Genomic DNA, 22331 nt, shown 5'->3' with positions numbered 1-22331 from the left:
TTGGCTCGTGCTGCCTTCGTGTGCGGGACATCTCGCTTCTCCCCGTCGGCCTAATCGCCATCCGGCAATTCGGCGGCCGGATCGCTGCTGCCGGCATTCCTCTGCGCTTGTACGGTGCCGGCCATGCCGCGCAACCGTTCGAGCGCCATATTGACCGCAATCGCGTCATCAAGATAACCAATCGGAAATACATAGTCCGGGATAATATCGACAGACAGGATGAAATAAAGCAGAGCGCTGCCGAGCACCGCTTTTTCTTCCTGCGATACCATGGGATCACAAAAGCATACATACATGTCGCGCAGTTGCTCAATGAACGGGCCTTCTCCGCTCACCTTGCTCACTTTTTCCTCGAAATCTTGATGAATCAGTCGCTTACCTTCCTCAGTGCGGGCATACCGCTCGCATTTCATCAATTCCTGCCGCACCCGTTCGGTGCTGAACTCCGGCTCATAGAGCTTCGAATGCCCAAGCACTTGTTGAATCGCATCGACCGAGGCATGCATATCCGTCCTTCCGTCCGGCTCCGCCCCGACGGAATAGCCTGCCGCCCGGTACAGACGCTCAGCCGGAACGGCGAGAACGGACGCGATGCGGCGAATATATTCCGGCTTGACCGCCTGCTTCCCGTTAGCCATCCGGGAGATGGTCGCCGTATCAATTCCCGTCTGCTCGCTTAATTTGCGCATCGATAGGGAGCGCTCCTTGAGCAATGATTTCAACTGATGGCCGAATTGCGATACGTTATCCGTCTGATTCATCCTATCCCCTCCTTCCTATTGCGAGAGCATTGTTGCCAGGAAGGCACAACGCTATTTGATGATCTCTCAACACTATATGTTGGGGACACGCATAATTCCTCAATAAATCCGTAATCTGTACCGAATCACTTCCTGCATTGCAGGCCGAAGGCGTTTTTCCGTAAATCCCCCCAGCCAATTCAGCACATTGAGCAGCGGTCTCATTCTGATCCGGATTGCCGCCAACGTGTTGTTCTAGCGTTCCTTCGCGATATTCCATCCAACCTCCGCCGCACTGACCGCCCACAGCCGTTCCGCCAGCTCCGCATCCTGCGCGCGGCGAGACGCCGGCACCTGACGCTGCCGGTAGAAATAAGCGCCCGACAACGCGGCTACGTCCGGGCTGGTCGCCAAGTATATGGCGGTGGCCGCCCCTTCTTCCGGCGTCAGGAAGAACGGGCGCAGCACGGCCATTATGCGTGTACCGAATCCGGTGCTGCGATCAACACCGATATTGGTTGCGACGGCCCCGGGATGAAGGCTATTGGCTGTAACCTGCGTGCCCTGCAGCCGGCGGGCAAGCGCAGTCGTGAACAATATATTGGCCAGCTTCGACTGCGCGTAGGCAGTGATTGCATTATAGCCTCTCGTCAGATGCAGGTCATCGAAATGAATGCGCCCTATCTTGTGAGCGCCGGACGACACATTGATAATCCGTCCCTGCGACGCGCGCTGCAAGGCTTCCATCAGAAGATTCGTCAACAGAAAATGCCCGAGATGGTTGACCCCGATATTCTGCTCGAAGCCGTCGCTTGTCGTCTGGCGGCGAACCGAGACGACCCCTGCGTTGTTAATCAGCCCGTCCAGCGCCGTATAGTTGGATAGGAACGTTGCCGCGCATGCGCGAATACTGCGCAGTGATCCCAGATCGCAGAGCATAAGCCCGATGCGATCCGATCCGCTGCGGCGAACCGCTTCCTCTAGCGCCCGCCTCCCCCGTACTTCATTCCTGCACAGCATGATAACATAGATTCCCTGCTTGGCTAACCCCACGCTGGTTGCCAACCCCATGCCCGAGTTCGCTCCGGTTACGATCATCACCCGTTCCTTCATCTCGTTCCCTCCTTTTGTGCTGGCTGCTTCTTTCCATGCCTCCCGGTATATTCGGCTACGGGCTTACACTTTCCTTCCGGACACGGCTCGCGGATAGTCAGGCGAAGAGCGGATCTCTGTCTTCCGTTCCCCTTAACATCTGGATATGCGCGTGCGCCTGTAGTACACTGGACGAGACAAGCTTCGCATTCTACATCCATGGAGTGATTCAACATGAATAAGATCCCGATTCAACAACGCGGACTCGCGGCAAGCCGGCTTGTGCTCGGATGCATGGGTCTCGGAGGAGGCTGGAATGACGAGCCGATAACGGAGCAGCATCTCGCGGCGGCGCACGAGGCGGTCGAAGCCGCCCTGGAGGCGGGCATCAATATGTTCGACCATGCCGATATTTATACGAGAGGCAAGGCGGAGCAAGTATTCGGCCAAGTGCTGAAGGAACGGCCGGAATTGAGAGAGCACATCGTGCTGCAATCCAAATGCGGCATCCGCTTCGCTGACAATGGCATCCCGGGACGGTATGATTTTTCGAAGGAGCATATTTTGCAGAGCGTGGACGGAAGCTTGCGGCGATTGGGTGTCGAATATCTCGACATTCTGCTTTTCCACCGTCCGGATCCATTGATGGAGCCGGAAGAGGTCGCTGAAGCGATATCGGCATTGAAGTCTGCTGGGAAAGTGCGGGCCTTCGGCGTCTCTAACATGAGCGCTGGCCAAATACGGCTGCTTCAGGCATACAGCAAGGAGCCGTTCATTGTCAATCAGTTGGAGATGAGTCTAGCCAAAATCGGTTGGCTCGATGAAGGCGTTCATGTGAACCAAAATGCCGCCAAGGAAGATATATTCCCGGAAGGCACGATGGAGTACTGCCGTCTGGAAAATATTCAAATTCAAGCTTGGGGCCCGCTTGCGCAAGGCGTCTTCTCGGGCCGGGGTCTCTCCGATCAGCCGGCTTCGATCAACGAGACGGCCGAGCTCGTGCAGGCGATGGCCAATGAGAAGGGCACGACGCCGGAAGCGATCATCCTCGCCTGGCTGATGCGCCATCCGGCCGGAATCCAGCCGGTTATCGGCACGGCCAATCCAGAGCGAATCCGGGCCTGCGGCGAAGCGGTGAACATCACTCTGACACGTGAAGAGTGGTACACCCTGTACGTAAGCTCCAGAGGCAGAGCGCTGCCGTAATACTCATATAAGAAGGGCGATCCGGCAGGCCGCGATATGGCTTGCAGGATCGCCCTTTTCCTCATGGCTGGGTGCGCCAGCTCCTCCACTTCCATTGGCAAGCCGTACCCGGTCACGGCCACCTGCGGCTGCAACTTCTCCAGCCGCCCTACCAAGCGCCACGCCTCCTCCCAATCGGGAGTGAAGTAGGCCAGCGGACCATGAATTTCGTTGGCTTGCCCTATCACATTGAGAGCGGATTCCTGCTTGACGATGAGGAAGGCATCCCCCGCAATCAACGCCCAATTCATTTCCCAGTAAAAGGAAATATGCCCGGGAGTATGCCCCGACGTAGGAATCATCCGCCAATCCGGCAGATGTGGAACGCGGCCATCATCGGGTAGCGGATGGACCCGGTCTCCAAGCTGGATCACCTCGTTCAGATAGAACGCGTTTGACGGTGTCACAGTTTTTTTATATCCTGTCCTGCCAAGCCATTCATAATCCCTCTCTCCTATGAATGTGCGTATGATTCGCAGGCCCCCAAGCGGTTCGGCGGAGCCATCCGACTTGCTCGGCGCTTCTTTTGTGAAGCTTATTTACCGGCTTTCGTTCTTAGCAGCCGCTTCAGAACCGGTAGAACCCTTTATTTTTCCTCCCTCTCGTTCTATTCCATTCCCGAAACAGGCCTAAAGACCCACCATCACTACCAGCTCATTCTATTTGTTTTACAAATTTAGTAATCTTTCAACATTTTCCGTCATAGAATAGAATTGGAATATAGTTAATAGTACCCTTACCCTCAATATGAAATATATGTAAACTTGATTTATGCGTTCGACATCATAGACACTCATCAATTATTGAATACCACCCGCAAGAAAGGAGGCTGAGGCCACAATTTTCCTTCATCAGGGATTAACCCGACAGTAAAATAAAAAGGAGGCTTACGTTTGAGACTTCATTCATTCCGCAAACTCATGTCTTTGGTCCTTAGCGCCTTGCTGCTTGCCGGCATGGTCTTTCCGGGAGTATCGGGCGCAACTGAAAAAATGGACTGGTCCGCATCAGAGACGAAGCAACAACTCCAAAGCCAAATAAAGGATCAGCTCGCAACCAAGCTGCAACTTCCTCGCAACTCCGAACTGAACTTATCTGGCATCACACCGCAAAACTTTGTACCGCCTTCTGACAGTAACGATATTATTACCGTTATCGTAGAACTGCAAAATGAACCGTTAAAAGTAGCAGAAGCTCAGGCCGCGAATACATACTCCTTGTTCGCAAACGATGTGGAAAGCGATATCCGGCAAGAGCATCAGCAATTCCGCACCGCACTTAACCAACTGGATGCCTCAATCCGTTACGAGTTCAACAATGTATTTAATGGATTTTCGATCAGTATCCCGGCCAACAAAGTGGATGATTTGTTGACAATTCCTGGCGTGAAGGCCGTCTTCCCGAACGTGGAAATCCAAGCGATTCCGAACGAGCCGAGCGCTCATGGCGACAGCACCTATATGCATAAAAGTGCGCCCCATATGGGGGCGAAGCATTTGTGGGAGGATCTCGGCTTAGAGGGAAAAGGCATCAAAGTCGGGGTGCTTGACACCGGCGTCGATTACAACCATCCGAGTCTGAAAGACGCCTATATACGTGGGTACGATTTGGTTGGCGATACACCTGATCCGATGGAGACAAGACCGGATAAATCAAAGCCCATTATCGACGGAAAAGAATATCATACGACCCATGGCACGCATGTCGCAGGAACGATTGCCGGGAGAGGAAATCACGATAAACCCGGCGATAGCGGCAAAGTACGCGGCGTCGCTCCAGAGGCAGATCTGTATGCTTATCGCGTTCTCGGGCCATATGGCAAAGGATCTTCGGAAAACATTGTACGCGGCATTGAGCGCGCCGTATATAAAGATAAAGTAGATGTTATCAATCTGTCGCTCGGCGCCGATTACAACTTCCAATATACCGCCCATTCCGTGGCGTTGGACAATGCAACCAAAGCCGGTGTCGTCGTAGTCGTCGCTGCGGGCAATGACGGACCGAAGCCGCTCACGCTGGGAAGTCCGGGAGGAGCCCATGCGGCCATATCCGTTGCCGCCTCTTATCCTCCTGTGATGACTCCAGTATTTGAGGTCGAGAGTCTGGATAAAAAGTTTTTCTCGAAGCTTGCTACTTCATCTCCGGTACTGGCCGTTGATACCCCGCTTGAAGCGGTCTATGCCGGATTAGGAAAACCAGATGATTATAAAAACAAAGCCGTAAAAGGGAAACTCGTGGTCGTCTCCCGCGGCGGCATCAGCTTCGGGGACAAATCGAGAAACGCCAAAAAGGCCGGAGCCGCCGCGCTCATCATTTTCAACAACGAAGCTGGCGAACTGGGCGCGACTCTTGGCAAAGGGGATGCCGATGAATTCGCTCCTACCTACACCATTTCGCAAGCCGACGGACTTATCCTAAAAAATTATATTACGTCCGGCTCGGTGAAGAAGGTTGTCCGCACCGATGTCGAGGAGAAAGATATGCTCGGCTCCTTCAGCGCCCGTGGTCCTGCGCTGCCGGACTATACGATTAAGCCGGACATTGCCGCGCCGGGCGTCGGTATCACTTCATCCGTCCCGGCCTGGGACGGCAATTACGAGAATGCGTACGGAAGCTCGCAAGGTACGAGTATGGCCGCGCCGCATATCGCGGGAGCTGCCGCATTGCTAGTGGAGTATTCCCGCAAGAATAACCTTGATCTGACTCCAGATGACATCAAAGCATTGATGATGAATAATGCCGTAGATCTGAAGGATCGTACGGGGGAACTTTATAAACTGACGGAACAAGGTGCTGGCCGGATTGACCTGAAGCGCAGCATAGAGGCTCCGGCGATCGCCTTGGTGCAAGAGACAGCGAGCGTCGCGGTAAAAGATAAACCGGGGGCACCGTTCGAATATGAAACGGGCAGCCTATCGTTCGGTCCTGCCTCCCCTGACACTTCGTTAACGAAGAAGATCCGGCTAAAAAGAGTTGCCAACCGAGACCAGAATTATTCGATCACCGTGAATTGGCCAGGCGATGGGGGAACATTAACACCTAGTGTGAACACCGTGAGCCCGGAGCAAACATTTGACGTAACATTGCAGCTGCCGCCCAACGCTAATGGGAATTACGAAGGGCATGTCATTTTGACAGGCGATGGCGGCCACGACATCAGGCTTCCTGTGAGCGTGTACGTCGGCAAACAATTTGAAGTGCCCGCTATCGGGGGGATTGAGATTAATCCCATGATATTTGCGCCGAACGGGCATCCCGAACATAGTACGACAAAGGTAAGCATCCAAGCCAACAAGAAAATCACCGATTTCAAATTAACCGTCCTGGATTTGAATGGCAAAGTAATTGGGGATGCGCACGTAAATACATCCGAACAAAACCCGGGCATTTTGCCTGTCGATTGGGACGGAAGTCTGGTTGGGGACAATTCCGCCACTCCGAAAGACGGTTTATATTATATGGTGCCTGTTGTTAAAGGCGAACATTTGGATAAACTGCGCACTCTTTTCCTGATCGATAGTACGCCTCCTCAAGTCAAGATTGATGAGCCGGTGATTCGGGTAGATAATCCGCAGGAACGCAAAGGAAAAATTACAGGGACTGTCTACGACTCAATTGTGGAATATGTGAATTCCCCGATTCAGGATTTCATTGAGATGAAGGCCGTCAACAAGGATACAAATGAAGAATATAAGGTCAACATTAATTCATACGGCATCTTCACCATCGACATCCCGCATCTGAAGGACGGACTCAATAAATTTGACATTTATGCATGGGATTACGTCAAGAACGGATATGAGACCCCGTCCCGGACGATTTCATTCGACTTTGATCCGGATGCAGTCTATGCCAATGTGAAGACAGAGAAAAAACAAGCGTTTACCGGAGACGAGTTCAAGGTAGATGTCGGCTTCTCTGTAACTGAAGCAGTATACTCTGCATCTTACGCTTTGGTTTATGATGCTTCATTAACAGATGTTCGTGTTGAGCCTAGCGTTACCTTTGTAACCTATACACAGCAGCATTATCCTGATGTGAAGCTTGATTTTGATTACAAGACCATCGAAGTTACCGATAAGTTGAAGGCTATCGTGGCGACAACCAGCATGCCGTCATCTGCGGCGTATTCGGGAGATGGCACCTTTGGCACCGTAGTATTCTCAAGCAAGGATCCTGGAGCCTACAAGTTCTGGCTGGTTAAATTGGAGCTAGAAAGTATTGAACCTGTAAAACTCGTATACGGAGCGCCGGATTGGATTGAGATTGTGAACGCGCCAAAACCGCCAGATCCTGAACCAAAACCTGAACCAAAACCTGAGCCTGGCCCAAGCTCAGGCGGCTCGTCTTCCAGCAGCTCCTACTCCTCCACTCCATCGCAGCCGGCCGGGAAGACCTTGAAATCGGGCACCTTCACGGTAACCGAGAAGGATGGCAAGAAGCAGGGATTGTTGCTTGTATCTTCGACTGCGATTAGCTCGCAGTTGAACGACAAGGAAGCGACTGAAGTGAAGCTGGATATTTCGGATCTCGCTTGGAATGATGTCAATCTGTCGGATATCCGGTTCACCCGCGTGCTCGCCGAGAAGCTTACCGCCTCGGACAAAGCGCTGCTGCTGTCCGGGAAAGACTCTGAAGTGTTCATTCCTGCCGAGTCGCTCGTTGACTTTATCGGGAAAAATGGAGATCTGACCGTACGCCTGGCGCTCGCGCCGCTGACGGAAGGAGAGCAAGCGTCCGCATTGAGACAGGTCGCTCCGGGACTGACCGTCCAAGGCGAGAAGGAGACCGTGACTAAGCCGATCCGAATCGGTCTGAAATGGAGCTCCTCCGCCGTGAAGGATGCCCGCAAGGTAGGCGTCTACAGCAAGGATGCGAATGAAGCGTGGACGTACTACAAGCCTGGCGTTCGTTGGGATAAGGACGGCGTCCGCTTCACTACGGTGTCGCTCGGAGCCTATACGGCGCAGGAATTCTCCAAAACGTTCGACGATATTCGAGCGCATTGGTCCAAAGATAAGGTCGAGCTCGCAGCCGCTCACCAGTTAATCGAAGGCAAGGGCAGCCAGAATACGTTCAAGCCGAACGATCTGGTGACCCAAGCGGAATTCGCCTCGCTGCTCGATCGTCTTACCGGTTCCGGCAAGACCTGGAACGACCGTATTGCCGAGCAGGGTGCGCGTGACCCGCTGACACGCGAGAAAATGGTCGTTATGCTGGTGCAGGCGCTGCAGTTGAAGACCGTTGACGCTCCGGCGCTCGGCTTTGCCGACCAGGCGAAGATCGGTGCGGATGCCCGTGCCGCCGTCGCAGTTGCGGTAAGCCGCGGCTATATTAAAGGCATGGGCGGCAACAAGTTCTCTCCAGAGGGAACATCAACCCGTGCCCAGGCAGCCACGGTGCTCGCCCTCGTGCTGCTCGATCTGCAATCGGAATCGTAATACTTAATACCGGCCTGACGAGGCCATGACACAACCGCTGTCCCTAAGGGACAGCGGTTGTGGCGTCTTGCGGGCAGGGAAGACGAGAAATGGCATGCGAGACAATCCGTTAAACATAAGATGACAATAGAACCGATTCAGCCTCCACCAACCGCAAAGGAGAGTGCATATGCATAGTCATCAGATCCTGGCCGCTCCGGCCGGCTCGCTCTTGTTCGAGCACCGCTTCTGGCTGCAAATATTGGGAGATCATTCCCGCTTCATATTGGACGCCCTATCGCCACGGGAAACGGAAGACATTCGCCGGGCGAATGAATTTATCCGGCGGTTCGATCAGCTCCTGGACCAAGCCCGCCAAGCCTCCACAGATTCCCAAGCCCTGGCCATCGCTGACGAAGCGCATGCCGCAACGATGGAATTGAAAAATTTCAAGCTTGATCTGCTGCGCAGGTCGCTGCTCCGCCAAGTGACCGTGCATCTTCCGCCAACCTTCTTCAACCATATGCTCAATGAGCTGCAAGAGTATGTTTATATTCTCGATGCCGTTCGGGCCGGGAAGGCGGTGCCGTTGTTCGATTCGCTTCATTATGATCTGGTATGGCTGTCGGACGCTTCCGGCCATGCATCGGCCATCGCGTCGAACCTGGATGCGGTAGAGAGGCGGCTGATCGAGAAGAGCCGCGAATTTGAGAAGCATTTCGATGATTATTACAAAAAAGCGGTCGAAATGGTCGGCTACTTGCGGACCCAGCTTCGCCGCTTCCCTGCGATGGAGCGGTTCCACCGCGATGTGAACTTGGAGATTAAGCTGTTCACGAAATTCCTGCTAGAGCTGGAGGAAATGGATCTAAGCGCGGAGACACTCGATGTCATCAGCCCGCTGATGCCGGATCATATGGCGCGGGAGGAATGCTACTATCTGATCAAATTGGCCCTGACCGGCGCTGTCCCTTCTCCGGAATGCGATCCGACCACGCCGCGGGTTCAAGGATAAAGCAACCCCCCAGTTCCAGGAACTGGGGGGGGCTTGCGGTGCTGGATACGCGTATTATTCAGACAGCTTCGTATCCGCATCGCGTGCGGCTTGACTCTGCTGAGCGCCTTCCAGATTGGCTCCGAACTCGGCATCTTGGCCCTCGACGTCCGGCATTCTGTTCAGCTTCGTCGTCTGCACTTCCGCCTTCGTCGCTTGGTCGCGGTTATGTTCTTGGTTGTTCATTCGGCAACTCTCCATTTCGCATATACTCATGTACACAGCTAGTATGCGAGAAGGAGCGCCGCTTTATTCATAGATGTTCGGTTATTCTCATGTTCATACATCCGTATCGGTTTGCAGCCGGGGGTGCGGGCGATACCCTACTCGATATGCTTCCGGTACCCCTCCGCATTGAGCAAATGCTTCATCGCTTCCTCCGGCTCGGCATCCAGCTCCACCTCGGCAAGCCAGCCGCCTTCATACGGTTCGCTGTTCACCTTCTCGGGGCTATCCTCCAGATCGGTATTGACCTTCGTCACCGTTCCCGAGACCGGGCAGTACAGCTCCGATACCGTCTTGACCGACTCGATCGATCCCATGCTGTCGCCTGCCGATAAAGCGGTTCCAATCTCCGGGAACTCGATGAATACGATATCTCCCAACTCAGCTTGTGCGTGATCGGTAATCCCGATGCGCACGGTTCGCCCTTCGACGACGACGACCCATTCATGCTCCTCGCTGTACAACAGATTCTCTTTCACTTCGCTCATGTTCACGCTCATTCCTCTCTCATTATTATCGCAATTAGCCGGCACAGCAAAAAAGACAGATCAAAGACTCATTCGCCTCTTCTCTGTCCCGGGTGCCTGAGAGTTTGCCCGCCTGCCTACGGCAGGCCGGTATTCCCCTTGGGCGGCTGTACGCTCTCTCCAGAGGTGCGTCGGACGACGGTGCTTCTACCTGAGAGATTCCTCGCCGACACGGCAGTTCGGCGGCTTGCTCCTTCGGTGCCGGGACTTGGAACCCGGTCTCTCCCGTTCGTCTTCATTCGCGGTATGTGATACTGTTCAAAATTTACATCTATAGCGTAGTTCAGCTTCCCCGCTATGTCAATATGAGAATCATTTTCGCAGAAGTTCGCAGAAATGGATTGACAATGTCAGGAAGGTTCGAGTAATAATGGAGGTATGACAATTGCACATTGCGAATGATGGTAAAGGGAGAGATTACTGCGAGACAGTAACGCCGAAGGAGTAAGCCCGCTACGGGTGAATCTCTCAGGCAAAAGGACGTTTACCGGACGCGCCTCTGGAGAGCATCCGCTTCAAGCGGGTCACCCAAGGGGAAACTTATGGGCCGGCTTCAGCAGACGGAAGCCGGAAGATCATGAGGTAACTCTCAGGTACACAGGACAGAGCGTAAGAAGGCATCCGCCGGAAGCGGAGCGGCCTTTTTTCGCCTTGTCCTTTTTTGAGTCCATTCATTATCCATATCGAGGTGATGTCATGTCCACATTACAACGCACGCCCCTATTTCCGAAGTATGCTGAACACCCTTCCGTCCGCTGCATCGATTTCGGCGGCTGGGAGCTCCCGGTGCAATTCAGCGGCATCCAGCGGGAGCATGAGACCGTACGGCAGCAGGCCGGCCTGTTCGATGTGTCGCACATGGGCGAGCTATTTGTGAGCGGTCCTGCCGCAATCTCCTTTTTGCAAAAGATGACGACGAATGACTTGTCCAAGCTGGAAGACGGCAAGGCGCAGTACTCCCTGCTCTGCTATCCGCATGGAGGTGTCGTCGACGATCTGCTCGTCTACCGTCTTGCCGAAGATCACTATATGCTGGTCGTTAACGCGTCCAACACGGACAAGGTTGTCCAATGGCTGCATGACCATGCAGAGGAAGGCGTCCGTATCGATAACGCGTCTTCCCGCACCGCCCTGCTGGCGCTGCAAGGACCGCAGGCGCTGTCCATTTTGACGCAAGCGACCGAAGCCCCTGTCAGCAGCTTGAAAGCGTTTCACTTCCTATCCGATGCCCAAGTATGCGGCGTTAAAGCTCTTGTCTCGCGCACAGGCTACACGGGCGAGGATGGGTTCGAGCTCTATATCTCGGCTGACGATGCGCCTCATCTATGGACGGAGCTGCTGCGAATAGGAGAACCGTTCGGGCTCGTTCCGGTAGGCCTGGGAGCCAGAGATACGCTTCGCTTCGAAGCGAAGCTGCCGCTGTACGGCCAGGAGCTGTCTGAGCAGATTACGCCGCTGGAGGCTGGGCTTGGCTGGTGCGTGAAGCTGAATAAAGGGGAGTTCATCGGGAGAGAGGCGCTCGCCAAGCAGAAGGAAGAAGGCGTTCCCCGCCGATTGGCCGGAATTGAATTGATCGATCGCGGCATCCCGCGGACCCATTATCCCGTCTATGCAGGCGATAAGCTAATCGGCGAAGTGACGTCCGGCACGCAATCCCCTACCTTGAAGCGCAATCTCGGACTGGCGCTGATTGAATCGCCATACGCCGAATTGGATACCGAACTGGAAGTCGAGATTCGCAGCAAGCGGCTCAAGGCCCGCGTCGTCGCCGCTCCATTCTATCAACGCCCTACTACAACCAAGGGAGGTTCGCCTTCATGACCAAGACACATCGCTATATCCCGATGACCGAGCAGGACGAGCGGGACATGCTCGCCACGATCGGCGCTGCATCGATCGAGGAGCTGTTCCGCGACATTCCGGAAGCGGTTCGTTACAAGGGACGGCTTCCGATTTCCGAGGCGCTGGACGAAGCGGCCCTGCTGCGCCATATGCAGGATCTGGCCGGCCGCAACGCCAACCTCGATCAGTATGCGAGCTTCCTTGGCGCCGGCATCTATGACCATCATATTCCGGTCGTCATCAATCACGTTATCTCCCGTTCCGAGTTCTATACCGCCTATACGCCATATCAGCCGGAAATTAGCCAGGGAGAGCTGCAGGCCATATTCGAGTTCCAATCCTATATATGCGAACTGACGGGCATGAAGGTGGCCAATGCGAGCATGTATGACGGGGCGACCGCGCTGGCGGAAGCCGGGGTGATGGCAAGCGCGGTCACGAAGCGCAAGCGGGTCGTCGTCTCGCGCACCGTGCATCCGGAAGCGCGGCAGATCCTGCATACGAGCGCCCGCGGGCTCGGTCTGGAGATTGTAGAGGCGCCCGATGCGAACGGATTGACCGATCTGGAGAAGCTGGAGGCGCTCATAACGGACGACACGGCTGCGGTCATCGTCCAGTCGCCTAACTTCTTCGGATGCATCGAGGACGTGCGGGCCATCGAACCGATGATTCACGGGCGCAAAGGATTGCTTATTATGAGCGCCAATCCGCTGTCGCTCGGCCTGCTGGAGAGCCCGGGACAGCTTGGCGCCGACGTCGTCGTCGGAGATGCTCAGCCGTTCGGCATCGCCTCCTCGCTGGGCGGTCCGACCTGCGGATACTTCGCCGTATCCGAGCCGCTGATGCGCCGCATCCCTGGCCGGATTGTCGGCCAGACCAAGGCTATAGACGGCAAGCGGGGCTTTGTGCTGACGCTGCAAGCCCGCGAGCAGCATATCCGCCGCGAGAAGGCGACATCCAACATTTGCTCGAACCAGGCGCTGCTGGCCTTGAGCGCTTCCGTCTATTTGTCCGTCATGGGCAAATCCGGCATCCGCGAGGTCGCGAATCTGAACGTCCAAAAAGCGCATTACGCTGCCGATCGGATCGCGCAATCGAAGGCCATGTCCCTGCCGTTCACCTCGCCGTTCTTCAATGAATTCCTGGTCAAGCTGCCGGAAAGCGTCTGTCCGACCGCCTTGAACGCCGCCTTGATGAAGGAAGGGTTCATCGGGGGCCTGGATGTATCCCGTTACTATCCGGAGCTGTCGGGCCATATGCTTGTCGCTGTGACGGAACGCCGGACCAAGGCGGAAATCGATCAATTTGCCGAACGATTGGAGGGTGCTGTATGAAACCGGAGAAAAAGCTGATCTTCGAGCTGAGCAAGCCGGGGCGGACTGCATATTCATTGCCTGAATGCGATGTACCGCAGCGGGATATCGAAGAATTGATACCAGCGGGCATGCTTCGCCAGCAGCCGGCGGAATTGCCGGAAGTGTATGAAGTGGATGTCATCCGCCATTACACCGAGCTGTCGCGCCGCAACTTCGGCATCGACAACGGCTTCTACCCGCTCGGTTCCTGCACGATGAAGTATAATCCGAAGATTAACGAAGATGTCGCCCGCTTGGCCGGCTTCGCGAAGATTCACCCGTATCAGCCCGCTGAGAGCATTCAAGGCGCGCTGGAAATGCTGTACACCCTCCAGCAGGACCTTGCCGAACTTACGGGGATGGACGAGGTGACGCTTCAGCCTGCTGCAGGCGCCCACGGGGAATGGACGGGCCTCATGATGATCCGGGCCTACCATGAGAGCAAGGGCGAGACCCGCACCAAGGTTATCGTTCCCGACTCGTCGCATGGGACGAACCCGGCGAGCGCGACGGCCGCTGGCCTCGATACGATTACGATCCCATCGGATGAGCGGGGCCTCGTCGATCTCGAAGCTCTGCGGGCAGCCGTCGGTCCGGATACAGCCGCACTCATGCTGACCAATCCGAGTACGCTCGGCTTATTCGAGGAACATATCCTGGAGATTGCCGATATTGTTCACGAAGCCGGCGGCCTGCTCTACTATGACGGCGCGAATTCGAACGCCATCATGGGCATCACCCGCCCGGGAGATATGGGCTTCGACGTCGTGCATTTGAATCTGCACAAGACGATGAGCACGCCGCATGGCGGCGGCGGTCCCGGAGCCGGCCCGGTCGGCGTCAAGAGCATCCTGAAGCCATACTTGCCGAAGCCGCTCATCGTGAAGAAGGAGGATGGCAGCTTCGGATTCGAAGAAGAACGGCCAACCTCGATTGGAAGGGTCAAAGCATACCTTGGCAACTTCGGCATTCTCGTCCGCGCGTACACCTATATGCGCACATACGGGCCGGACGGACTTCGCCGCGTATCCGAATGCGCGGTGCTGAACGCGAACTACATGATGCACCGGCTGGCGCCGTATTTCGAAGTGCCGTATCCGGGCGTATGCAAGCATGAATTCGTCATCTCCGGCAACGGCTTGAAGCAATATGGCGTGCGGACGCTGGACGTCGCCAAGCGGCTGCTCGACTTCGGGTTCCATCCGCCAACCATCTACTTCCCGCTCAATGTCGAGGAGTGCATGATGATCGAGCCGACGGAGACCGAGAGCAAGGAGACGCTCGACACCTTCATTGACACGATGATTCAGATTGCGAAGGAAGCAGAAGAACAGCCGGATCTGCTGCTTAATGCGCCGCATCACACCGATGTGAGAAGGCTGGACGAGACGCTGGCCGCCCGCAAGCCGGTCTTGAATTGCGCTTGCAATTAACGAAGAAGAAGCCCTTCGCGCCTGGGGCGAGGGCTTCTGTTCTTATAGAGACAGCAAGGGAGAACTGCCTCATCGATAGGCAGTTCTCCCTCTTTTCCGCACCTTATTGCTGTTCCCGGCTAATATAGAAGGTGACTCGTTCGCCCTTCTTAATCGCTGCGCCTGCTTCCGGCTCCTGCTTGAAGATCTGGCCAGCCGGCTGCTCCTCGCTGTTCTCCTTGAAATACGACCAGCGAAGACCCGCAGCCTTCACTTGCTCTTCCGCCTCTTCCAGCGTCAGACCAATCAAGCTCGGAACCTGTACCTCTCCTTCACCCGTCTGTCCCGCTTCAGCAGGAGGCGTATCCGTCCCCGGATTCGCCGGATCTGTCGGCGCTCCCGTGTCTGGCATCCCTGTTCCCGGCGGAGTCGTTCCTGGATCTGTCGTTCCAGGCCTCGAAGGCACCGTACCGGGATCGGTTGTGCCCGGCTGCTGCGTATTATCCGGCTGGGTTGGGGTTGTCGTCCCCGGATTCGTATCCGGCTGCTGTGACCCTTGACCGGCACTGCTGCCGCTATCCGTGTTCGAGCTTGAAGAGCCTCCGTTCGAGCCGGCAGGCGTATCCGGTTCAACAACGGAACCATTATCGCCGCCATCCGGAACAATAGCATCATTATCAGAATTATCGCCGCTGCCGTCCGGCTGCTCCCCCGAGGTGTCAGAGTCGGCTCCTTGCGTCATTCCCGGTTCGGTCACCGCTGCCGTCTCATTGTCTTTGGAGAGCGAATTGGCCCAGATGACGGCTCCGCCCAGTACTGCGAAAAAGACGCACACACAGGCAACGATAAGCAGCATCTTGCTTCCGTTGAAGGAAGCGGCCTCCTTGCGCTCGTATTCATCATCATCCTCTTCTTCGGCCAGTTCCTCATCCGCTTCCACATCATACGGTTCGGATTCGGCAAGAGGACGCTGGGGCCGCAATTCCTCAAGCGGAGGAGCTGCCGTGAAAACGGGCGTCGTCACGTCGCGGCTTGCCTGCATCGGCACCTCCGGCTGCTCCATAATCTCCCGCAGCCCGACCATGAAGGTGAACAGCGATGCATCTCCCGCGTGCACCTTCCTCATCAGCTTCAGAGCCAAATCTCTCTGCGCTTCATTCAAGTCCTTTAACGCGCCATATAAGCGAGTCTCGACAACATCGAACTGCAAAGGGACATGCGGATGAAGCGTACATAGCTGATACAGCAGCCGGTACAAGGCGATGGTGCCGTGCTCCCCTTCCTCGGCCTGGGTCCAGTAGTTCATAATAATCAGTTGATTGTCCGCCGTCACCCACACATTATCAATCGTAACCGGGAATCGGCTGACCCCTTCCTCCAGCGCTTCCTGAATGCTGGTGCCCAGTTCGTAGATCATGGACAGCACCTTCTCCGAGCTCAAGGCGTGCCGCTGCGCATACTTCACTAACGGCATGCCGCTGTACGCCATAAAAACAACGTAGAAGTCCTCTCCGTTCATGCCTGCATTCAGCATATGGAAAAATCGATTATTGGAAAAATGCGATACATTCCCGAATGCGGTACGGTACTCGTCTGCGCGGCCCGAATCCGTATTTTCTACAACATAAATAAATACGTCGCGCTGCAAAGACATATCGACGGCTTCATAGAGAATGCCGCCGCCCAAGTGAAAGATGACGGAATTCAGCTGATAACGTTCTGCTATGTAAGTGCTCATACAGTAACTCCTTTTTCCATGGTAAGAGGCGTTGTGCCCCCTTGTGTCATTATGAGGCATCGGCTGCCGTTTTGCAAAGCTCCCCTATATTAGACGGCCGAACTTGCCGTTCGGTTGCGCCCCCAAGCAAATCTAGTAAGAGACAATTTACTATTACGGTTTTCAGTATAGCATAGTTCCACAGAAGTCCGTTATCGAACCCGGTTATCATTATTTTCCATAGTACTGCTTTCGTTCACCGTGTCTATTTTCTAATAACCGCTTCGGCTTTCTTCCATTATAAATAAGAGCCGCCCAGCATGCTCTTCGGCATCGCAGGGAGGCTCAAGGCTCAGCTCATTAACCTTCGTTATCGTCACCGGTCCGATCCAGAATGAGATTGGTAACGCAAGTCGAGTCGCCGCGTTCAATTTCTTCCGGAGTCGCCTTTTCTTTCAAGTTATCCAGTTCCATGCCGGGCGCGAAGGCCGGACCGGATTGCTTCTTCTGCTTCTTGGTCATCAACAGACATTCCTTTCACCGTAGGCTCCCCTTATTGTTCCTGGCAAGCCCGGTATCTATGTAACCTATCGAGAATCACTCGGCGCTTCGGCGGTCTCCGGAACGAACCGCGTGCCGGCCAGACCGGCCAGTGCGAGATCTGCCTGATCGAGGGAACAAATAATCGCGGTTCCTCCCTGTACGGCGAAGGACGCCGCAGCCTCCACCTTCGGGCGCATACTGCCCTGGCTGAAGTGCCCCGCTTCCATGTATTCAGCCGCGGAAGATGGGGTTAAGCTGGTCAGGGGCCGCTGCTCCGGACCGCCATAGCCGGCATAGACGTGCTTGACGTCAGTCAGAATAAGCAGCACATCGGCTTGAATCTCGCGAGCGAGCCTGCAGCTGCTGAAGTCTTTGTCGATCACGGCCTCTATACCAGCATAGATGCCGTCTTCCTGCCGGATAACCGGAATCCCTCCTCCGCCGCAGGCAATGACAATCTGGTTCAATTCGAGCAGTTGCCTTACGACGTCTGCTTTCACAATCGCTCGAGGCCGCGGAGACTGGACGACACGCCGCCAGCCCCGGTTCGCATCCGGCTTTAACTGCCAGCCTTTCTCGCTCATGAACCGCTTCGCTTCCTCCTCCGTGTAGAAGCTGCCGATCGTCTTCCTCCACCTCCACTCTCGTAATCAAGCTGACGACCGATCGGCAGCTACTGGCGCTTGCCAGTTCATTGCGCAATAATTGTTGAATCATGAAGCCGATGAAGCCTTGGCTTTGGGCCGTGCATACATCGAGAGGCAGCGGCGGCATCCGCCTGCGCTTCTTAACGATTACTATTTTATTCGGTTCTTCATGCTCCGTATACTGATTGGCCGTATAGTCCGCGATAACCTTTCGCCAGAACAATTGGGCCGGAACATTCCTTTTGATCTGTGTCACGATCCAACACCCGGATAAGCATCGAATAAGGTACACGCCGCTGCGCTCCCGATTCCTTGGCTGCGGTACTTCCTCATCACAAAAAACTCGCTCATCACATGGAGTGGCGCGCCCCTGTTATCCTCCACGCTGACGAGGGCGAATCCGGACAATCCATCATTCGTCTCGATGAAATAAGGATGGTGACCCGAGCCAGGCTCTCAATACCGTGTCAGATCCGGGTACTCCCCATAGCGTCCGTTCGGCAGCACATCCGCATCATTATATGCAGAAAAATCATAAAAATAATACTTTATCAAGACCATTTCCTGTCACAAAAAACCCTCCCCCGCAATGACGGGAGAGGGTTCGGCAAGCATGGATTAATTAATCATCAATGAATCTACACCATAAGAGAAGTCGCGGTAAGGCGTCATATCGAGCCCCGTGAAGCGTGCATTGTTGCCCCACATATCGCGGCGCTGGTACATGAAGATGTATGGCATATCTTCATTGATTTCCTGATACAGCTCTTTGTAAATCGCTTTGCGTTCCTCTACATCAAGCGTTTTTCCGCCCTTTTCGAACAGCTCGTCGACTTTTTTATTGGAGTAACCAATTTCGTTCTGAGAGCCGCCCGTTATAAACACATTTTGTGCCGACTGCGGATCTGGGGTCAGTCCCCATGCCATGAACAGCATATCGAAATCACCCTTTTTCCGCTTCTCGATAACTGCGTTGAAGTCCATTTGCTCGGCAACGAATTCGATGCCCAATGCCTTGTAGTTCGCTTGCGCTACCGGAATAATCGCTTCATTCACCACGTTCGGCGAGGTAGCCGCGAAGTTGATCTTGAATTTTTCGCCGTCTTTTTCGCGCAGGCCGTCCGCGCCAACCTTCCAGCCCGCCTCATCAAGCATTAGCTTTGCTTTTTCCAGATCGAACTCGTACTTGTTCACTTCATCGGTATAGGCCCAGGATAGCTTCGATTGCGGAACGTTGATGACATCCGCATAGCCCTGGTAGACGGCTTCCACGATTTGCTCGCGGTCTAGCCCGATGGCCAATGCCTGACGCACCTTCACATCCTGAAACTTCACCCTGTTATGGTTAAAGGCGATATAGCCGTAACCATTGGTCGGGAAGAGAGAAATGTCAAGGAAGCCCATCGATTGGAGCAACTCGAAGTTGTCAAGATTCGCGGAGATGAAGTCCATATCCGTCTCTCCCGTTTGCAGCAGTTGGGCGTTCGTCTCGTCTGTCGTGAACTTGTAGATCAGCTTCGAAATCTTCGGCGCGCCTTTGAAGTAGTTCTCATTCGCGACAAAGGACACATCCTGGCCAGCCTGGAACTTTTCCAGCTTGTATGGACCATTGCCGAGCGGCGTCGTGAACAAATCGTTCATATAGCTCAAATTGCCTTGCTTGTAATCTTTTCCGTAATAGGCTTTGGAGATAATCTCTGTCGCTCCGATAGAGGACTGCGCCAATGCGCTTGGTTCAATTGTTGTGAATTCAATGGTGAGGGGATCGATAACCTTGATGCCTTCAATGGAGGTGGCTTTGCCGTCAAAATATTCCCGGCCGCCTTTGATTTTGGCGTCTCTGAGGATGTCCATAGGGCCATCATACGAACTATCATGCAGCACGGTAATCGTAAAGGCCACGTCTTCCGCCGTCAATGCCGAACCGTCGCTGAATTTCAAGCCTTCCTTCAGCTTGTACGTGTGGGTCAAATTATCCGGGGAAACCTCGTACTTCTCAGCCAACACCGGAGCATACGTCCCGTCTTTCTGCACTTCCAGCATCCCCTTGAACAAGGTTTTCATAACGTATTGATCATATACCGTCTCTGCGTAAAGAGGATGGAAGATTCCGGCTGGCGCAGACATGCCGATGATGAGAGTGTCTGTCCGGGACGTGGCGGTAGCCGGCGACTTGCTCGGATCGGAAGCCTTTACAATCCCTTCGTTGACGAACCCGGAATCCCCGGAATCGGAAGCCTCTTCTCCACCCTTCTTCTCAGGCTTGTTACCTTGCTGTTCTTGAGCCGATTCCTTGGTCGGTTCCGCGGCATCGCCACCACCGGTGCACGCCGACAGCACTAATGTGAGTGACATCAGCAAGCATAGAAAAATAACCCAACTTTTCTTCACTGCACAACTCCCCCTACATTCATGTAATAATTATGTTGACACTAAGCAGTAACGAAGTTAATGGTTTGCCTTCTGTGGCATACGTAGATAACCAACTTTCGAACTTTGGTCAAATAATTATGCAGGATCTCGTTGTTTGTGTTTGAGCTAGGTAGTTAAAGAATATAATACTTGCCTATCAATGTTTTGTAAATCCCTTGTTTAGAAAATATAGGATTTTTCTTCATCTCCTGGGTCCGGCGTAATATTCGATGATGGTGACGGACGTGCACAAGCGCCAGCACCTTTCCAGACATAAAAACCCTCCCCCGTAAATGACGGGAGGAGGGTTCGTCAAGCTTGGATTAATTAATCAGCAACGAATCTACACCGTATGAGAAGTTGCGGTAAGGCGTCATATCCAGTCCTGTGAAGCGGGCATTATTCCCCCACATATCGCGGCGCTGGTACATGAAGATGTATGGCATATCTTCATTGATTTCCTGATACAGCTCTTTGTAAATCGCTTTGCGTTCCTCTACATCAAGCGTTTTTCCGCCTTTTTCGAAGAGCTCGTCGACTTTTTTATTGGAATAGCCGATTTCGTTCTGCGATCCGCCCGTTATAAACACGTTTTGTGCCCCCTGCGGATCCGGGGTCAATGCCCATGCCATGAACAGCATATCGAAATCGCCCTTTTTACGTTTCTCGACAACCGCGTTGAAGTCCATTTGCTCGGCAACGAATTCGATGCCCAATTCCTTGTAGTTCGCTTGCGCTACTGGGATAATGGCGTCATTCACCACGTTCGGCGAGGTAGCCGCGAAGTTGATCTTGAATTTTTCGCCGTCTTTTTCACGGACGCCATCCGCACCGACCTTCCAACCTGCTTCTTCTAACAGTTGCTTTGCTTTTTCCAGATCGAATTCGTACTTGTTCACTTCATCGGTATAAGACCAGGACAGCTTCGATTGCGGTATGTTGATGACATCGGCATAGCCTTGGTAGACAGCTTCAACGATTTCCTCACGATTGAGGCCGATCGCCAATGCCTGACGCACCTTCACATCCTGGAACTTCGCCCGGTTGTGGTTGAAAGCGATGTAACCGTAACCATTTGTCGGGAACAAGGATACATCCAGGAAGCCCATCGATTGGAGAAGCTCGAAGTTGTCAAGATTCGCGGAGATGAAGTCCATATCCGTCTCCCCGGTCTGCAGCAGTTGGGCGTTCGTCTCTTCATTCGTAAACTTGTAGATCAGCTTCGGAATCTTCGGTGCGCCTTTGAAGTAATTCTCATTCGCGACAAAGGACACATCCTGACCGGCCTGGAACTTCTCCAGTTTGTATGGACCGTTGCCGAGCGGCTTCGTGAACAGATCGTTCATATAGCTCAAATTGCCTTGTTTATAATCTTTTCCGTAATAGGCTTTGGAGATAATAGGCGTAGCGCCAATAGCGGACTGCGCCAATGCGCTTGGTTCAATCGTTGTGAATTCAATGGTGAGAGGATCGATAATCTTAATGCCTTCAATGGAGTTTGCTTTGCCGTCAAAGTATTCCTTGCCGCCCTTAATCTTGGCATTTCTGATAATGTCTGACGGACCATCATAGGCTTTGTCATGCAGCACAGTAATCGTGAAGGCGACGTCTTCCGCCGTCAGCGGCGAGCCGTCACTGAACTTCAAGCCTTCCTTCAGCTTGTACGTATGAGTCAAATTATCCGGTGAGACTTCATACTTCTCGGCCAGCACCGGAGCATACGTCCCGTCCTTCTGCACTTCCAGCATCGCCTTGAACAACGTGTTCATGACGTAATTGTCATAGGTCGTCTCTGCGTAAAGAGGATGGAAGATTCCGGCTGGCGCCTGCATGCCGATGATAAGAGTGTCTGTCCGGGACGTGGCGGTAGCTGGCGACTTGCCCGGATCGGAAGCCTTTACAATCCCTTCGTTGACGAACCCTGAATCCCCGGAAGCCTCTTCTCCACCCTTCTTCTCAGGCTCGTTACCTTGCTGCTCTTGAGCCGGTTCCTTGGTCGGTTCCGCGGCATCGCCGCCACCGCCGCATGCTGAGAGCACTAGCGTAAGTGACATCAGCAAGCATAGAAAAATAACCCAACTTTTCTTCACTGCACAACTC

At 54.1% G+C, this 22331-nt stretch carries 15 protein-coding genes, 2 pseudogenes and 3 riboswitches; of the genes and pseudogenes, 6 read left to right on the top strand and 11 right to left on the bottom strand.

The window, feature by feature from the left end; all coding sequences use genetic code 11:
- Positions 1-50 precede the first annotated feature (50 nt).
- Both DQX05_RS15790 and DQX05_RS15785 read right to left on the bottom strand, forming a co-directional pair.
- A complete protein-coding gene (locus tag DQX05_RS15790) occupies positions 51-761 on the bottom strand; it encodes a DUF1232 domain-containing protein (protein ID WP_119794509.1) in 711 nt (236 codons plus the stop codon).
- A 234-nt stretch (positions 762-995) separates the two neighbouring features.
- Positions 996-1853: an SDR family oxidoreductase gene (locus DQX05_RS15785; RefSeq protein ID WP_119794508.1), complete on the bottom strand. Its 858-nt coding sequence runs from the start codon at positions 1851-1853 to the stop codon at positions 996-998.
- Positions 1854-2066: 213 nt separating this feature from the next.
- On the opposite strand from DQX05_RS15785, the gene DQX05_RS15780 reads away from it, so the two are divergent.
- A complete protein-coding gene (locus tag DQX05_RS15780) occupies positions 2067-3038 on the top strand; it encodes an aldo/keto reductase (protein ID WP_119794507.1) in 972 nt (323 codons plus the stop codon).
- Between the two features lie 119 nt (positions 3039-3157).
- Here DQX05_RS15780 and DQX05_RS15775 read toward each other — a convergent pair.
- Positions 3158-3484 (bottom strand): annotated as a pseudogene (locus tag DQX05_RS15775) (MBL fold metallo-hydrolase); the annotation flags it as partial.
- Between the two features lie 486 nt (positions 3485-3970).
- Between DQX05_RS15775 and DQX05_RS32855 the strand changes: the two are divergent.
- A complete protein-coding gene (locus DQX05_RS32855; RefSeq protein WP_119794506.1) occupies positions 3971-8518 on the top strand; it encodes a S8 family serine peptidase in 4548 nt (1515 codons plus the stop codon).
- Between the two features lie 169 nt (positions 8519-8687).
- A complete protein-coding gene (locus DQX05_RS15765) occupies positions 8688-9512 on the top strand; it encodes a DUF2935 domain-containing protein (protein ID WP_119794505.1) in 825 nt (274 codons plus the stop codon).
- A gap of 54 nt (positions 9513-9566) precedes the next feature.
- On the opposite strand, the gene DQX05_RS30860 is transcribed toward DQX05_RS15765, so the two are convergent.
- Both DQX05_RS30860 and gcvH read right to left on the bottom strand, forming a co-directional pair.
- Positions 9567-9737, bottom strand: a complete 171-nt coding sequence (locus DQX05_RS30860; RefSeq protein WP_182914777.1) for a hypothetical protein — start codon at positions 9735-9737, stop codon at positions 9567-9569.
- Between the two features lie 137 nt (positions 9738-9874).
- Entirely contained in the window at positions 9875-10264 is a 390-nt protein-coding gene (gene gcvH, locus DQX05_RS15760; RefSeq protein ID WP_119794529.1) for a glycine cleavage system protein GcvH, read from the bottom strand.
- Positions 10265-10433: 169 nt separating this feature from the next.
- Positions 10434-10541, bottom strand: a riboswitch (glycine riboswitch).
- A gap of 160 nt (positions 10542-10701) precedes the next feature.
- A riboswitch (glycine riboswitch) is annotated at positions 10702-10797 on the top strand.
- A 3-nt stretch (positions 10798-10800) separates the two neighbouring features.
- A riboswitch (glycine riboswitch) is annotated at positions 10801-10911 on the top strand.
- Between the two features lie 88 nt (positions 10912-10999).
- On the opposite strand from gcvH, the gene gcvT reads away from it, so the two are divergent.
- Genes gcvT through gcvPB form a run of 3 tightly spaced genes read left to right on the top strand, consistent with a single transcriptional unit; the run spans position 11000 to position 14933 of the window.
- Positions 11000-12124, top strand: a complete 1125-nt coding sequence (gcvT, locus tag DQX05_RS15755) for a glycine cleavage system aminomethyltransferase GcvT (RefSeq protein ID WP_119794528.1) — start codon at positions 11000-11002, stop codon at positions 12122-12124.
- Entirely contained in the window at positions 12121-13479 is a 1359-nt protein-coding gene (gene gcvPA, locus DQX05_RS15750; RefSeq protein ID WP_119794504.1) for an aminomethyl-transferring glycine dehydrogenase subunit GcvPA, read from the top strand. The genes gcvT and gcvPA overlap by 4 nt, the downstream gene beginning before the upstream one ends.
- The gene (gcvPB, locus tag DQX05_RS15745; RefSeq protein WP_119794503.1) at positions 13476-14933 is read left to right on the top strand and encodes an aminomethyl-transferring glycine dehydrogenase subunit GcvPB; all 1458 of its coding nucleotides are present in this window, start codon (positions 13476-13478) and stop codon (positions 14931-14933) included. Before gcvPA ends, gcvPB begins: the two co-directional genes overlap by 4 nt.
- A gap of 103 nt (positions 14934-15036) precedes the next feature.
- On the opposite strand, the gene DQX05_RS15740 is transcribed toward gcvPB, so the two are convergent.
- The 6 genes and pseudogenes from DQX05_RS15740 to DQX05_RS15725 form a co-directional block, all read right to left on the bottom strand.
- Positions 15037-16650, bottom strand: a complete 1614-nt coding sequence (locus DQX05_RS15740) for a PASTA domain-containing protein (RefSeq protein ID WP_119794502.1) — start codon at positions 16648-16650, stop codon at positions 15037-15039.
- Between the two features lie 339 nt (positions 16651-16989).
- The gene (locus DQX05_RS30855) at positions 16990-17151 is read right to left on the bottom strand and encodes a hypothetical protein (protein WP_182914776.1); all 162 of its coding nucleotides are present in this window, start codon (positions 17149-17151) and stop codon (positions 16990-16992) included.
- A gap of 65 nt (positions 17152-17216) precedes the next feature.
- Positions 17217-17756: an amino acid kinase family protein gene (locus DQX05_RS15735; RefSeq protein ID WP_119794501.1), complete on the bottom strand. Its 540-nt coding sequence runs from the start codon at positions 17754-17756 to the stop codon at positions 17217-17219.
- 315 nt (positions 17757-18071) lie between these two features.
- A pseudogene (locus DQX05_RS33195) lies at positions 18072-18248 on the bottom strand (GNAT family N-acetyltransferase); the annotation flags it as partial.
- A 189-nt stretch (positions 18249-18437) separates the two neighbouring features.
- Positions 18438-20210: an ABC transporter substrate-binding protein gene (locus tag DQX05_RS15730; RefSeq protein ID WP_119794500.1), complete on the bottom strand. Its 1773-nt coding sequence runs from the start codon at positions 20208-20210 to the stop codon at positions 18438-18440.
- A gap of 344 nt (positions 20211-20554) precedes the next feature.
- A complete protein-coding gene (locus DQX05_RS15725) occupies positions 20555-22321 on the bottom strand; it encodes an ABC transporter substrate-binding protein (protein WP_119794499.1) in 1767 nt (588 codons plus the stop codon).
- Positions 22322-22331: the final 10 nt, after the last annotated feature.

Origin of the sequence: Paenibacillus thiaminolyticus, assembly GCF_003591545.1 — a bacterium.
In the GTDB taxonomy this organism is placed as follows: Bacteria; Bacillota; Bacilli; order Paenibacillales; family Paenibacillaceae; genus Paenibacillus_B; species Paenibacillus_B thiaminolyticus_A.
Note: the sequence above shows the minus strand (reverse complement) of the source record. Positions and strands in the feature narration are given on the sequence as shown.